This window comes from Rhodobacteraceae bacterium LMO-JJ12 (assembly GCA_021555075.1).
GTDB lineage: Bacteria > Pseudomonadota > Alphaproteobacteria > Rhodobacterales > Rhodobacteraceae > JAKGBX01.
The window spans coordinates 341,894-357,550 of record JAKGBX010000001.1 but is presented as its reverse complement, the minus strand read 5'-3'; the positions used below and the strand labels follow the sequence as shown (position 1 = coordinate 357,550).

Here is a 15,657-nt window from a genome sequence, read left to right as displayed (position 1 = left end):
GGGCGCACAACAATACCAAGCAAGGGAAGCGAAACATGATGGCACTCTACGGGCCCTTGGCGCTCATTCTCACGGTCGCCTTCTATATCCTTCTGGCCCATATCATCATGAGCTGGCTGATCAATTTTCAGGTCTTGAACCTGAATCAGCCCTTCGTGGCACAGCTCTGGTATGGGCTGAACAAGCTTCTTGAACCGATCTACCAGCCGATCCGCAATATCCTGCCGGATACGCGCCCGCTCGATCTGGCACCTCTTGTGGTGTTCATCATCATCATCTCCCTGAGAGATTTCATCCTGCCTGCCATCCTATTCGGCTGATCGGACCTTGTTCGCGTTTTGTTAAAATGTGATTGTGCCTCCAAGAGCAGAAAAGCCAATCACAGGACAACCATGCAAAGCGCTGCCACGCTGCTGAGCGACATATTCGGATTCGATGCCTTTCGTCCCGGCCAGGAAGATATTGTCGAGGCCGTGGCCACGGGCCGCAACGTGCTCGCGATCATGCCTACGGGCGGCGGAAAATCCCTGTGTTTCCAATTGCCGGCCTTGCTGCGCGATGGCGTTACCGTGGTGATTTCACCACTGATTGCACTGATGCGCGATCAGGTGCGCTTCCTTCGCGAAGCCGGGGTCGAGGCCGGCGCGCTTACCTCGGGCAACACTCCTGAAGAGACGGATGCCGTCTGGCAGGCGCTGGAGGAAGGGCGGCTCAAACTGCTCTACATCGCGCCCGAGCGGCTGGCGGCGGGGTCAGCCATGGGCATGTTGCGGCGCATCGGCGTTGGGCTGATCGCGGTCGACGAAGCCCATTGCGTCAGCCAGTGGGGCCACGATTTTCGTCCCGATTATCTGCGTATCGGCGAATTGCGTCGTGCTTTGGATGTGCCGTTGGCCGCCTTCACTGCAACCGCCGATGCCGAAACCCGAGACGAGATTGTCGCGCGGCTGTTTGGTGGCCATCCGCCCGAGGTGTTTTTGCACGGCTTCGACCGGCCCAACATCCATCTTGCATTTGCCGCCAAGAACAGTCCACGCAAGCAAATTCTCGAGTTCGCCGCCGCGCGCAAGGGCCAATCCGGCATCGTTTATTGCGGCACCCGTGCCAAGACCGAAGGTCTGGCCCAAGCGTTGCGCGAGGCGGGGCACAATGCTTGCCACTATCATGGCGGGATGGAGGCCGATGACCGGCGCCAGGTTGAGCATCGCTTCAATACCGAAGACGAGTTGATCGTCGTTGCCACAGTGGCTTTTGGCATGGGCGTCGACAAACCCGACATCCGCTGGGTCGCCCATGCCGATCTGCCCAAAAGCATCGAAGCCTATTACCAAGAGATCGGCCGTTCAGGCCGCGACGGGGCGCCCGCCGAAACCCTCACGCTCTATGGCCCCGACGATATTCGCCTGCGCCGCAGCCAGATCGACGAAGGCCTTGCCCCGCCCGAGCGGCGGGTGGCGGACCATGGGCGGCTGAACGCGCTTTTGGGGCTGGCCGAAGCTCAGGATTGTCGACGCAAGGCGCTGCTTGGCTATTTCGGGGAACCCACCGAAAATTGCGGTAACTGCGATGTTTGCGACAATCCGGTGGAAGTGTTTGACGGCACCCAAGCTGTGCGCAAGGCGCTCTCGGCGATCCTGCGCACCGGCGAATGGTTTGGTGCCGGGCATTTGATTGATATTCTGACCGGCAATACAACCGACAAGGTGCGCGCCCGCGGCCATGATGACCTACCGACTTTCGGTGTCGGCAAGGAGTATTCGCGCGCACAATGGCAGGCAATCTTCCTCCAGATCATGGGCCACGACCTTTGCCGTCCTGATCCCGAGCGCCACGGCGCCTTGAAGATGACCGAGGCCGCACACCCGATCCTGAGGGGTGACGAAAGCATTATACTGCGCAAGGACGCAGTGAAATCCCCACCCGGGCGCGTTGCGGTCAAGGCCTTGGTGTCAGACGAAGATGCGCCGCTTCTGTCGGCGCTCAAAGCCAAACGCCGCGCGCTGGCCGAGACACAATCTGTTCCCGCCTATATCATTTTCAATGACCGCACGCTGATCGAAATGGCCGAGCGGCGGCCCACGACGCTCGACGAAATGGCCCATATCTCGGGCGTGGGCGCGAAGAAGCTCGAACGCTATGGCGCTGCCTTTCTCGAGGTGATCGCGGGCGAGGTCTTGCCGGTTCATCCCAGCCGCCGCAAGCTGGCCGGGCGTGACGCGGGCGATGTGTTTGACCGATTGTTGAAGGTGCAGGCTGATCTTGCACGCGGCGAAGCGGGCACACAAAAGCCGATGAGTTGTTCCGCGTCCCTGCTGGCCAAGGTCGCCGAAATGCGCCCCAAGGACAGCGGTGCGATAACGCGACTTCTGGGCGAACGCCGCGCAGAACGATTTGGCGAGGCATTTCTGGAAGTCTTGCGAGACGTAGGATAGCGACAGAACGATGCGCCGAATGCGCGCTCTGCGAGGTGGATTAAAATGCTGATTGTTGTGTCACCGGCCAAACGGCTGAACGAAAACCCAGAGGCGAAATTCGCTCTGACCGAGCCAATGTTTCAACACGAAGCACAAAAACTTGCCGCCACGGCGCGCGGGCTTTCGCAGGCCGAGATCGGCAAGTTGATGGGGATCAGCACCGCACTTTCCAAGCTGAATTATCATAGGTATCGCGATTTTGGCACCATGGAACGCGGCGCAGCGGCGCTGATGTTTGACGGCGACACCTATGCGGGTCTTGAGGCCAAGTCGCTGGACGAAGCCGAAATGGCATGGGCGGCAGAACACCTGCGCATCCTGTCGGGGATGTATGGCCTGCTGCGTCCGACCGATGCGATTGAGCCCCACCGGATGGAAATGGGCAGCAGGCTGAAGAACCGAAGGGGCAAGAACCTCTACGCGTTCTGGGGCGACCGGATTGCGCAGGCGTTAAACGATCAGGGTGTCGAGACAGGTGCAGATACGTTGATCAATTGCGCCAGCGAAGAGTATTTCAATGCTGTGGATCGCGACGCCCTGAAGCTGAGGGTGATCACCCCGGTTTTTCAGGAAATGCGCGGTGGAACGCCCAAAATCGTAAGCTTCTTTGCCAAGAAAGCGCGCGGCGCGATGGCACGGTTCATCATCCAGAACCGATTGATGGACCCGCAGCAGATCAAAACTTTCGACACTGGCGGATACGGTTTCCGCCCAGACTTGAGCGAGGGCGACCGCTGGGTATTTCTCAGAGATGAGGAGGCAGCGGGTTAAAACGCGCCGCACTCATCGCACAGCCGTGGTCGGCCCATCATCCTTGGCAATTGGGCGCGCCTCTTTGGGGCAATGCTCGCCGATCGCCGCGAAAATCTCGGCCTTGCGCAGTGGCTTTGTCAGGTACTGATCCAGCCCGGCGGCAAGAATGCCGTCTTTGTCACTGTCCATCGCATGTGCAGTCAACGCCACAATAGGCACATGTGTCCCAAGCTGCGCTTCCAGCGCGCGGATTTCACCCGTAGCTTCCTTGCCGTCCATCTTGGGCATCGAGATATCCATGAAAATCAGGTCGGGTTGATAGGATTGGAAAAGCGCGACAGCTTCCAATCCATTTGCTGCGAATTGCAGGTCGATATCGAGCGTCTTGACCATTTTTTGGAAAACCAACCGATTGGTTTTATTGTCTTCGGCGGCAAGCACGCGCATCGCACGCATAAGCGAGGCACCCTGTTGGGTTTCGCTTTGATCTTGTTCGCCTCTGTCGATGGAAGGCCGCGCAGCCAGCTCCTCTAGCCGGGCGAAAAGCTCACGCCGAGGCGTGGGTTTTTGCAGCACCGCCTGAACATGTTTGATAGCCGCATTCTTTTCCGCTGCCGCCGGGTTGGAAGAAAGCATCAGGATCGGGGCTTCGCATCCTAGCGCGCGCAGTTTCGTGGCCAGTTCCAACCCATCCATCCTTGGCATGTTGTGATCCGTCACGATCAGGTCAAACCCATCCCCAAGATGCCGCAAAGCTTCAGCGCCGCTGGTCACGCACAGGGGTATCAGACCAAGCGCTTCAAGCTGCCTGCCCAGGATCGTGCGGTTTGTTTCAAGGTCATCGACCACCAGAACCCGGCGCATCGTCGCGGGAAGCATTGGCGCCTTTGGTGTGTCGACCTCGGCGGCGTCCAGCGCAATCTTGAAACCAAAGCTCGATCCAACCCCAGCTTCGCTATCGACCCAGATTTCCCCTCCCATCAACTTGATCAGCTTTTCGCTGATAGCAAGCCCAAGCCCGGTACCTTCGAACTGCCGGTTGCGTTCATCTTCAACTTGATTGAACTCCCCGAAAATAAGACCGACCTTTTCCTCAGAGATGCCGATGCCTGTATCCTCGACCGCGATATGCAGCTGGGTTTGCGCCGAATTTTCCTTCTGAAAACCGACAATTCGCACCAGAATATGCCCTTTCAGCGTAAACTTCACAGCGTTGCCGATCAGATTGGTCAGAATTTGACGGATGCGCCCCCGATCGCCGACAAAAACGGTGGGCAAGAACAGATCGAAATCAATCAGCAGATCAATTCCCTTTTCGCGTGCAGTTGTTTGAAGCAGCATGATGATCTCATGTATCGTGCGTTCCAGATCGAAAGGTTCGGCACGCAACTCCAACTTTTCGGCCTCGATCTTGGAGTAATCCAGAATATCGTTAATGATGACGAGAAGCGCCTCGCCCGAATTCTTGATCGTTTCGACATAGAGCTTCTGTTCGTCGTCAAGGGCGGTGTCCTGCATCAACTCGGCCATCCCGACCACACCGTTCATCGGCGTGCGGATCTCGTGGCTCATATTGGCAAGGAACGAGGATTTGGCGCGGCTCGCCGCTTCGGCCTTTTCGCGGGCCTTTCTCAGTTCGGCCTCATAGCGCATCGTATCCGAGATATTATGCGCCAATGAGACAACATCTCCACCATGGCCGCGCTGATCGATCAGCTTGATGTATTCGCCGTTCCAAAGCCGCTGAACCGTGGTGTCAGGGGCCGGATTATGCCAGCGTTCAAGCATCATTTCGCGCCACTGCACCGGTGACATCTCGCCGATATCGAATATACCCTCTTCGGTGATCAATTGAAGAATGCGCGTATAGGTGACGCCGGGCCTCACCTCTTCCAGACCCTCAAAAACCGCGAGATACGCCATATTTGCCGCGATCAGGCGGCTGTCAGGGTCAAAAAAAGCAAAACCGTCCTGAATCGCCTGAATCGAAAGCCACAAACGACGCTCGGCCACCTCGATCTTCTGGTGCGCCACTTCAATCTTTTGATGCGCAACGGTAAGATCGGATTTAACCTTCTCGTTCTCATCACGCACTGTCTGAACCTGTGCGCGGGTTTCGACAATTTCGTCCGACAGCTTGCGCGCGTGATGTCCAAGTTTGCGGTTGGCGGCAAAAAGTTCGGCCTGCTTCTGTTCAAGCAGACGTTCCGCGGCCAGCCGCATCCTACGCTCTTCCGAAAGTTTGGTGGCAAGGTTCATGCACGCCCTCCAACGACCCGCTGGCAACGCCCGCAACCTTGAGGGATTGTGGTGAACATTCGCTTAAAAACTCATAGGTGTCAGTCAGGTTTTTCAGACGCGCGTGTGTGTTGCCATGTCGGCACGGCCATGCCACCATCTTCACATTGATCAAGGAGGATTCCATGCGCCGTATTTTTGCCGCTCTCACCCTCGTTTTCGGATTGGCTTTGCCTGCATTTTCTCAAGACTATTTGCCTGATCGTCGCTTGGTAGTGTCCAAGGACGTCGATTTTTACGGTTCAGATCTGCAAGCGCTGTTCGATACCGATCTGCGTTCGTGTCAAAACGCCTGCCTCAGCGATTCCAATTGCCGGGCATATACGTTCAACGAACGCTCAAAAGCCTGTTTCCCGAAATCCGGCGTAACCGAGAAGCAGCCCTATGAAGGCGCAAGTTCTGCTGAGGTTCTTTTGCTTGATCCGGCGATTGCCCAGATCGCCAGCGCACGCGCGGCCGAGCTTGATGCCTTTCTGCCCAATCGCGACCTGACAAACGCTCTCAGACAGGCGCAGCAAATCGGGCCGTTGCATCCGGGTGGTCAATATACGCTCGACACCCTCCTCAATGCGGCCCAGGATCGCCGTAACGTCAACGATTTCCTCAACGCGATGCGTTGGACAGGGGCGGCTGTGGCGGCCAGTGATCGCAGCGATCTATGGGTTGAATATGCCCGCCTGTCACTGGCAATTGAAACCAACAAATCAAGCGAAAAACGCAAGTATGCCAGCCGCGCAATGGAGGCTGCGGTAAACGGGTATTTACGCGCGCTGAGTGATCCACAGCGGGTAAATGCGCTTTCGGTGATGGCGGATGCATTGGAACGTCAGAAACGCGGGCGCAACATGATTCCGGCTCTGCGTCTGGCCGAACGTATCCAGCCGCGCGAAGAACTGACCGCAAGACTCGACAAGGCGATTGCGAAATATGGCTTTCGGATCACTGAACATGAAGTGGAAAGCGACAAGGCCGACCCGCGGGTTTGCGCAGAATTTTCCGAGCAACTGGTCAAAACCGGCGTGGATTACGCGCCGTATACCCAATTGCCGGATCAACGCATGTCTGTCGAGGTGGAAGGCAATCGCATCTGCATCGGCGGGGCCGAACACGGGCAACGCTATGTCATCACTTTCCGCGAAGGGCTCCCGGCGCAGAACGGTGAGAAGCTGACCAAGGACACCGAGCTTCGCTTTTACGTCCGCGACCGGTCGCCCAGTGTGAATTTCGCGGGCCGCGCCTATGTGCTGCCCAAGGCCGCCGACGCCGCTATCCCGGTGCAATCGGTCAACCTGACCGAAGTGGATCTCAAGCTGCGCCGGGTGTCTGACCGCAATATCGTGCGTTCGATCCAGGAGCAGTATTTCGGAAAGCGGATGTCCTATTACGCTGAACGCGAGTTCAACGGCGACGTAGGTGAAGAGGTCTGGCGGGGCAAGGGTGAGCTCAAGAGCACGCTCAACCGTGATATGACCACACGCCTGCCAATGGGCGATCTGATCAAGGATCTCGCACCGGGGGTCTATGCGCTGTCCGCCTCTATCCCGGGCGAAGACGAATATGACGATGCGGGTGCAACGCAATGGTTCATCCTGACCGATCTGGGCCTGACCACGATGAGCGGCGCCGACGGGCTGCATGTGTTTGTCCGTTCACTTGCCTCGGCCGAAGCGCGCGACGGCGTCAAGGCAACGCTGCTGTCGCGCTCCAACCGTGTGCTCGGAACGGCGATGACCGATGCACAGGGGTATGCGCGGTTCGAAGGCGGGCTAATGCGCGGCTCAAACGGTGCTGAACCCGCGCTTATCATGGTCGAACAGGGCGCGTCTGACATGGCGTTTCTGTCGCTCACCGATCCGGCGTTTGACCTGTCGGACAGAGGCGTGGAAGGGCGCGCACCAGCCGGGCCGATTGACGTATTTCTGACCACTGATCGCGGAGCCTATCGGGCAGGCGAGGTGATCAACGCAACCGTTCTGGCACGTGATGGCGTCGCTGAGGCGATTGATGATTTACCTCTTACTGCGATCCTGACACGGCCCGATGGCGTGGAGTACGCGCGCCATTTCTCTGACAAGGGCGCGGCCGGGGGCCACGTGTTCTCGATGCCGGTGGGATCGACAGTGCCGCGCGGAGCATGGCGACTGGATATCAAAGCCGATGTCGACGCGCCCGCGCTGGCCAGCATGACCGTTTTAGTCGAGGATTTCCTGCCCGAGCGAATTGATTTCGAACTCGCCTTGCCCGAAGGCCCGATCTATCCGGGCCAAGACACCTCATTGACCGTTCAGGCGAACTACCTTTTTGGCGCGCCGGGGGGTGATCTACCGGTCGAGGGTGATTCCATCCTGCGCGCAAAGCGCAGCCTTGACGCATGGCCTGGCTATCTCTTTGGGCGTCACGACAGCAGTGCAACGCCGCGCCGCGGCTACTTCCAGGGTGAACGCACCGGCACTGATGGCCAAGCCACCATCGCCGTCACCCTGCCGGTGGCACCTGTTTCGGATCGCCCGCTTGAACTCGACGTAATAACCCGTGTTTCCGAAGGATCGGGCCGCCCGGTCGAGCGGCGGCTCACCCGTGATATATCCCCCGCGGGTGCCGTGATCGGGATCAAGCCATTGTTCGAGGACGTGGTCGAGGAAGGCGGCGATGCGCGCTTTCAACTGATCGCGCTCGGGGCCGACCTGAAGCCTGCGAAGATGCAGGTGAAATGGACGCTTAATCGGGTCTATCGCCGCTATCAATGGTATCAGGAATACGGCGACTGGAATTGGGAAGTCATCACCACCCGCAAGAAGGTTTCTGACGGCACGGCCATGCTTGGCGACGACCCTATCGAGGTATCTGGCGCGGTGGACTGGGGCTCTTACGAGTTGGTGGTCGAGCGGCAGGATGGCGAATACGTCTCAAGCTCGACCGACTTCTATGCCGGATGGTATGTGCCTGCCGATACGGCTAGCACACCGGACATGCTTGAACTGTCACTCGACAAGCCGGGCTATATCAGCGGCGATACCGCGAAGTTACGGCTCGTGCCACGCTATGCGGGCACTGCGCTTGTTACTGTGATGTCAAACCGGCTGATCACGATGAAAGCCGTGGAAGTCACCAAGGGCGAAAACCTGATCCCGCTCGATGTTACTGATGAATGGGGGGCGGGTGCCTATGTCACTGCGTCGGTCATCCGGCCAATGGACGTGGCAGCGGGGCAAAACCCGGCGCGTTCGATGGGCCTCAGCTATGCCAAGATCGATCCGGGCGCAAAACAGCTCAAGGTGACAATGGAGGCACCCGAGAAATCAGCGCCGCGTGGTCTTTTGCAGGCGGCGGTGAAGGTTGATGGCATTGGCGAAGGCCAGACAGCCTATGTCACCGTTGCGGCCGTGGATGTGGGTATTCTCAATCTCACAGGGTTTGAAAGCCCCGACCCGTCCGCACATTACTTTGGCCAACGGCGGCTGGGTATGGATATCCGCGATGTCTATGGTCGGTTGATCGACGGAATGAACGGCGCCATGGGTGCCGTGCGTTCGGGCGGGGATTCCGCCGCTGACGCAGGCACCCAGTCACCACCGCCCACCGAGGAATTGGTGGCGTTCTTTAGCGGGCCGGTCATGGTCGGCCCGGATGGGCGCGCCGAAGTGGCGTTTGATATTCCCGAGTTCAACGGCACCGTGCGGCTTATGGCCGTGGCCTGGAGCAAAGGCGCGGTCGGACAGGCCGAGGCGGATGTTCTGGTGCGCGATCCCGTGGTGGTCACCGCAAGCCTGCCGCGTTACCTCGCGCCTGGCGATACCTCGCGCTTGTTGCTTGAAATCGTGCATGCCGATGGCCCCTCGGGCCGGATGGGGCTGGATGTGAGCGCCATTGGCGTGATGCTGGCGGGCAATGTGCCCTCGGGCGTGACCCTTGGAGACAAGGAAAAAGCCAACTTCAGAATTCCTCTAGTGGCAGGCGATGTGGGAGATCACACGATCCGCATTGCATTGACCACGCCGGATGGGAAGCAACTGACCAAGACGCTCATCATGCCTGTGCGGCTGAACGACCCGGAAGTCGCAATCACCCGGCGGTTTGAACTGGCTGCGGGTGACACCTTCACGCTCGATCAAAACGTCTTTGCCGGTATGCGGCAAGGCACCGGTTCAGCCGTTGTTTCTGCCGGACCGTTGGCCAAACTTGACGCGCCCGGTCTTCTGAGCGCGCTGGATCGCTACCCCTATGGCTGCACAGAACAGGTGACCTCGGTGGCGATGCCTCTGTTGTATTTCGGGCCTGTTGCCAAGGCGCTGGGGCTCGGCGCACATGACAAGGTGCAGGAACGTATCGATCAAGCCATCGAGCGCGTGCTTGCCCGGCAGTCCAGCAACGGCTCTTTTGGCCTGTGGTATCCCGAAAGCGGCGATCTGTGGCTCGATGCCTATGTCTCGGACTTCCTGAGCCGGGCGCGGGCTGAGGGCTATGACGTACCGCAACTGGCATTCCGGCTGGCGATGGACAACCTGCGCAACAAGGTGAATTACGCGCCCGATTTCGATGAGGGAGGCGGCGAATTGGCCTATGCCTTGTTGGTTCTCGCACGTGAAGGCGCGGCGGCAATGGCGGATCTGCGCTATTACGCCGATGAAAAAGCCGAAGCGTTCAGCACCCCTCTTGGAGTCGCGCAAGTGGCCGCAGCATTGGCGATGTATGGCGATCAGACCCGCGCCGACCGGATGTTTGCCCGGGCGGGACGGATGATCGCGGCGCAATCTCCGAAGGAAGATCAGGTCTGGCGCGCCGATTACGGCACCCATCTGCGCGATGCGGCGGGAGTTCTGACCCTTGCGGTGGAAGCGGGCAGCAATGCGGTCGACCGCGAAGCACTGGCCTCTCGTGTCGGTGCTGCGCAGGGTCGGCGATCAACCCAGGAAAGCGTCTGGACACTTTTGGCGGCACGCGCGCTGGTGCAAGATCCGTCAATTGCCGGGCTGACCCTGAACGGCGCGCCTGTGACTGGGCCTCTGGTCAAGCTACTGGAGGAAGATACTATGGGCGCGGGCATGGCCATTCGTAACGAGAGCGGACACCAGACCGATGTGACGCTGACGACCTTCGGCGTTCCCGAAGTGGCACCACCCGCAGATGGCTATGGCTATCGGATTGATCGCTTCTACTACACGATGAACGGCGAGCAGGTTGACGTGCTGGCACCCAAGGTTGGTGAGCGGTATGTCGCCGTTTTGCGGGTGACACCGTTTGAGAAGGGGGAAGCCCGGCTGATCGTGGATGATCCGCTACCCGCCGGGTTTGAGATCGACAATCCGAACCTGTTGCGTTCAGGTGATATTCGCGCGCTCGACTGGCTAAAGCCGGTAGAAGCAAACCATGCCGAATTCCGCTCGGATCGGTTTATTGCGGCTCTCGACTGGCGTCAGGACAAGCCGTTTCAGCTTGCCTATATCGTGAGGGCAGTTTCGCCGGGCGAATACCATCATCCGGCGGCACAGGTTGAAGACATGTATCGCCCACAATACCGCGCACAGACAGGCACGGGGCGGCTGAGCGTCGCTGAATGAAGGCCTGGCCGTTCATAGCTGTGGCTGTCCTGCTGTTTGCCGGGGCAGCCGCGCGGGATGGTTTGGACCATTGGGTCGCGGCGGCCGAATTGCCGCCGCTCCTTTCTGAAACCTCGGTCGAGATGCGCGGGCGGAATGGCGATCTGCTGCGTGTCTACACGCTGCGCGACGGACGCTGGCGCCTGGGAGCAAACGTGGCACAGGTCGACCGGCGCTATCTCGATATGCTGATTGCGTATGAAGACAAGCGGTTTCGCCAACATGGTGGAGTCGATGGCTGGGCGATGAGCCGCGCGGTGGCGCAGGCGCTGTGGAACGGCAAGGTTGTCTCGGGTGGCTCGACCCTCACCATGCAAGTGGCACGACTCTTGGAGGATAGCGGCACCGGGCGGATGAGAGGCAAGCTGCGGCAAATGCGGCTGGCCATGGCGCTGGAACGCAAACTTTCCAAGGATGAAATCCTCGCTTTATATCTGACGCATGCGCCCTTTGGCGGAAACCTTGAAGGGGTGCGCGCAGCAACGTTATCGTGGTTTGGCAAGGAACCCACGCGATTGACCCCGGCGCAGGCCGCCTTGTTGGTGGCATTGCCGCAATCGCCCGAGGCACGACGCCCCGACCGAGACTGGAAAGCAGCGCAGAACGCGCGCAATCGCGTTCTTGAACGAATGGCCAAGGCCGGGGTGATCGGTGCGGAAGCCTATGAAACGGCAACGCACGAGCCGGTGCCGATGGCGCGCCTGCCCTTTCCATCATTGGCGCCGCATTTGACCGACCGCGCCCGCGCCGAAGCGCCTTTGGCCACACGCCACGACCTCACGCTCGATACCGGCTTGCAAGATTCGCTCGAAGAATTGGCGCGCGAAAGCCTGCGCGACCTGCCCGGACAGGTTTCGATCGCGATGATGGTTGTGGATCACCGAAGCGGGGAGGTCTTGGCCTCGGTCGGATCGGCCAGCTATGGCAGCCGCGACGCGCGACGCGGATTTATCGACATGACGCGGGCCTTGCGCTCACCAGGGTCAACGCTGAAACCGCTTATCTATGCCATGGCGTTCGATCAGGGGTTAGCGCATCCGGAAACCGTAATAGACGACAGGCCAGTGGCCTTTGGCAGCTATGCACCACAAAATTTCGATGGCGGCTTTCGCGGTGAACTCAGGGTGCGCGAGGCACTGCAATTGTCGCTGAATATTCCCGTGGTGATGCTGATGGACGAGATCGGCCCGGCCCGGTTCATGGCAAGTCTACGTCGCGCAGGCGCGCGCCCCGCCCTTCCCGGGGGCAAGCCGGGGTTGGCGGTGGCATTGGGCGGCGTGGGACTCACAATGCAGGATCTGGTTCAGCTCTATGCAGGGCTGGCACGCGGTGGGCAAGCGATTGATCTGAGGTGGAAATCTGACAGCGAGCAAACCGAAGGCCAGCACATCGTAAGCCGGGCTGCGGCGTGGCAGGTGGGGCATATCCTCGCCGGGCTGACCCCGCCGGGGGGCAAGAGCGAAGGCAAGCTGGCCTTCAAGACCGGCACGTCTTATGGCCATCGCGATGCTTGGGCGGTGGGGTTTGATGGTGGTCATGTGGCCGCCGTCTGGATCGGGCGGGCCGATGGAACGCCGGTGCCTGGCGCGTTTGGCGGCGATCTGGCTGCACCGATTTTGACCGAAGTTTTCCAACGGGTAAGACCCGAGCTCGAACCTTTGGCGACGCCGCCGCCAGAGACCCTTTTGGTCGCAAACGCCCAGTTGCCACAACCCTTGCAGCGGTTTCGTGGGCGAAGTGCAGTCTTCAAAGCTGCAACGGACGCACCCGTTCTGGCCTTTCCACCCGATGGTGCGCGCCTGCCTTTGGAGGCGGATATGCCGCTGGTTGTGAAAATCCGCGACGGGGTGCCGCCGTTTTCGATTCTGGCCGATGGCGCACCTTTGATCACGGGCGCACATGGACGCGAGATCGTCCTGCCGTGGAGCGGCAAGGGCTTTGTCAAGCTTGCGGTGATCGACGCGCGCGGACGGGCCGCGCGCGCCGAAATCCAGGTGGATTAGAGCGCCTCAATCGCCAAAGCGATGCCCTGACCGCCGCCGATACACATGGTGATCAGGGCTTTCTTCCCGCCGATACGCTCAAGCTCGTAAAGCGCCTTGATCGTGATGAGTGCGCCGGTCGCGCCCACCGGATGGCCCAGCGCGATGGCTCCGCCATTGGGGTTCACCACGGCCGGGTCGAGGCCAAGCCCCATGTTGACGGCAAGCGCTTGCGCGGCGAAAGCCTCATTGGACTCGATCACGTCAAAATCTTCTGCTTTCAAGCCCGTACGCTCAAGCAGTTTCTGGACCGCAGGCACTGGACCGATACCCATCACTTCGGGGCGCACACCGGCATGAGCGTAGCCCAGGACGCGGGCGCGTGGCTTCAACCCGGCTTTTTCAGCCGCATCCGCCCGCGCAAGAACCAGCGCTGCGGCGCCATCGTTGATACCGGAGGCATTGCCCGCTGTGACAGTGCCATCCTTCTGGAACACCGCGCGCAGACCGGCCAGCGCCTCGGCAGTGGTTGCCTTGGGGTGTTCATCGGTGTCAAAGGCCACCATATCGCGCTTGACCTTGACCTCGACAGGCACGATCTGATCCTTGAAACGGCCTTCCGAAATTGCCCGCGCGGCACGGGTCTGGCTTTCCAGCGCGAAGGCATCCTGCGCGGCGCGGGTGACGCCATGTTCGGCCGCAACATTCTCGGCAGTGACGCCCATATGCCCGGTGCCGAAAGGACAGTTTAACGCGCCGAGCATCATGTCCAACGTCTTGATATCGCCCATCTTCTGACCCCAGCGCTGAGCCGGAACGATGTAGGGTGAACGGCTCATGTTTTCGGCGCCGCCAGCCAGGCCGAAGTCGGCGTCACCCAGCATCAGCGACTGCACCACCGAAACGATAGCCTGCGCGCCGGAGCCACAAAGCCGGTTCACGTTCATCGCGGGCGTCGTATCGGGAATACCTGCGTCCATCGCCGCGACGCGAGAAATATACATGTCGCGCGGCTCCGTATTGATCACATGGCCGAAAACCACATGGCCAATCTGTCCACCTTCGACGCCGGAACGCGCCATCGCCTCTTTCGCAGCGATCGCGCCCAGTTGTGAAGGCGGTGTGCCAGCAAGCGCGCCGCCGAATGTGCCAATTGCGGTGCGCGCACCGTCGAGAATTACAATATCTGTCATGCAGCTTGCCCCATCTTGATGAATTTTTACTTAACCGATCTTATGCTGCGTGCGCTGCGGAGAAAAGAGGCATAGCGGGCATTGTTCTGCGGCATTGAACGCCCTGGCAATGTGGCATGCGATTGAAGGCGTGTCACCCGCTCAACGAGGCGGAGACGACGCTGGTGGCGGCTTCTGCCAAAGACGTGCGGATCGGTTAACTTTTGCGGTTCGGCTGGTTTGCTCGGGGGGTGACTCTTAGCTGCCGACTTGGCTGTTTTCCGGCTGCCGTGTGAAAAGGCGGATTTGTGCGGGTCCGGGGCGTTGACACAAGGCGCGCCGCGCAAAGGATATGTTCATTCTGATGGGTTTGGGGGCGCGCCGGGAGGGCAGGACCGGGGCGCTGCCCCGGACCCCGGGATATTTCCGGTCAGAGGAAGCGGGGGCGCAGGGCGTTATCAGGGGTCAAGCGGCAGGCGGCCATTGTCGCTCAGCACCCAGGCGCGCGGGCAGGTTATGGCGGCGGCGGTGAGCGGGCGTCCCCAGCCCGCGCCGCTGTCGAGATTGATGCGATTGCCATAGTGTCGCGGCAGTTCGACGGCGGTGTGGCCATGAACCACCAGCCAATCGAACGGCTCGGAATGCGACAGGAAGGGTTCGCGGATCCAGATCAGTTCTTCCTCGGTCTGTTGGTCGAGTGGTTTGTCGGGAAGAATGCCCGCGTGGACGAAGAGCATGTTCCCCTCGACGTGATAGAGCGGACGCGCGGACAGGAAATCGACATGGGCTTGGGGGATGGCGGAACGGGCGGCTTTCAGCAAGGCGTGGCCGTGCAGGCGCATCGGGTCAACCCCGTAGGACAGCAGTGTGGCCGGGCCGCCCATCGCCTCGTGCAACCAACTGCGCCCGGAGCGCACGAGCGGGTTCATCAGCTGACCATTTTCGAGGAAGTCGAGCATCATTTGATCATGATTGCCGCGCAGCACGATCCAGTCGCGCCCCTGTTCAATGCCGTTCATCAACGTGTCGATCACCGCGGCGCTGTCTGGTCCGCGATCGACCAGATCGCCCAGCACCACGACGCGGGCCGAAGCACCGCCATCCGCTTCGATTCGGGTGAGGGCATCAAGCAGCATTTCGTGCTGCCCGTGGATATCGCCAATGGCGTAGATCGTGTCAGACATTGTTTCAGTTCGGTCCAGATTGACGGGCAGTGAAAACCGCCCCGGAAGGCCAAGCCATACCAGACGATCCTGGTCGGGTCGACAAGTGCCATTTCGCAGAGCGGATGAAAGCACTTCGGCATGAATGCGCCCGACTATGAGCGTGCGCAATGCCTTGATTTTCACCAACGAAGGACATCGGCCGAGATCAGCCTGCC

8 protein-coding genes are annotated in these 15,657 nt (G+C 60.0%); 5 read left to right on the top strand and 3 right to left on the bottom strand.

Going from position 1 to position 15,657, the window contains the following annotated elements:
- Positions 1–35 precede the first annotated feature (35 nt).
- From LZG00_01720 to yaaA, 3 genes are all read left to right on the top strand, one after another.
- Positions 36–320, top strand: a complete 285-nt coding sequence (locus tag LZG00_01720; protein MCF3592711.1) for a YggT family protein — start codon at positions 36–38, stop codon at positions 318–320.
- Between the two features lie 72 nt (positions 321–392).
- Positions 393–2,432 (top strand): DNA helicase RecQ, encoded by a 2,040-nt coding sequence (gene recQ / locus LZG00_01715; GenBank protein ID MCF3592710.1) that lies wholly within the window; start codon positions 393–395, stop codon positions 2,430–2,432.
- 45 nt (positions 2,433–2,477) lie between these two features.
- A complete protein-coding gene (gene yaaA / locus LZG00_01710) occupies positions 2,478–3,245 on the top strand; it encodes a peroxide stress protein YaaA (protein ID MCF3592709.1) in 768 nt (255 codons plus the stop codon).
- Between the two features lie 12 nt (positions 3,246–3,257).
- Here yaaA and LZG00_01705 read toward each other — a convergent pair whose 3' ends face one another.
- Positions 3,258–5,486 carry a response regulator gene (locus LZG00_01705; protein ID MCF3592708.1) on the bottom strand — a complete coding sequence of 743 codons (2,229 nt, stop codon included), beginning with the start codon at positions 5,484–5,486 and terminating at the stop codon, positions 3,258–3,260.
- 164 nt (positions 5,487–5,650) lie between these two features.
- Here LZG00_01705 and LZG00_01700 point away from each other — a divergent pair, with 164 nt between their 5' ends.
- A complete protein-coding gene (locus LZG00_01700; protein MCF3592707.1) occupies positions 5,651–11,083 on the top strand; it encodes an alpha-2-macroglobulin family protein in 5,433 nt (1,810 codons plus the stop codon).
- Positions 11,080–13,125, top strand: coding sequence for a penicillin-binding protein 1C (pbpC, locus tag LZG00_01695; GenBank protein ID MCF3592706.1), 2,046 nt, complete (start codon positions 11,080–11,082; stop codon positions 13,123–13,125). Before LZG00_01700 ends, pbpC begins: the two co-directional genes overlap by 4 nt.
- On the opposite strand, the gene LZG00_01690 is transcribed toward pbpC, so the two are convergent.
- Together LZG00_01690 and LZG00_01685 are read right to left on the bottom strand one after the other, a co-directional pair.
- A complete protein-coding gene (locus LZG00_01690; protein ID MCF3592705.1) occupies positions 13,122–14,297 on the bottom strand; it encodes an acetyl-CoA C-acyltransferase family protein in 1,176 nt (391 codons plus the stop codon). The two genes, pbpC and LZG00_01690, sit on opposite strands and share 4 nt — an antisense overlap.
- A 437-nt stretch (positions 14,298–14,734) precedes the next feature.
- Positions 14,735–15,610: a serine/threonine protein phosphatase gene (locus LZG00_01685; GenBank protein MCF3592704.1), complete on the bottom strand. Its 876-nt coding sequence runs from the start codon at positions 15,608–15,610 to the stop codon at positions 14,735–14,737.
- Between the last annotated feature and the right edge of the window lie 47 nt (positions 15,611–15,657).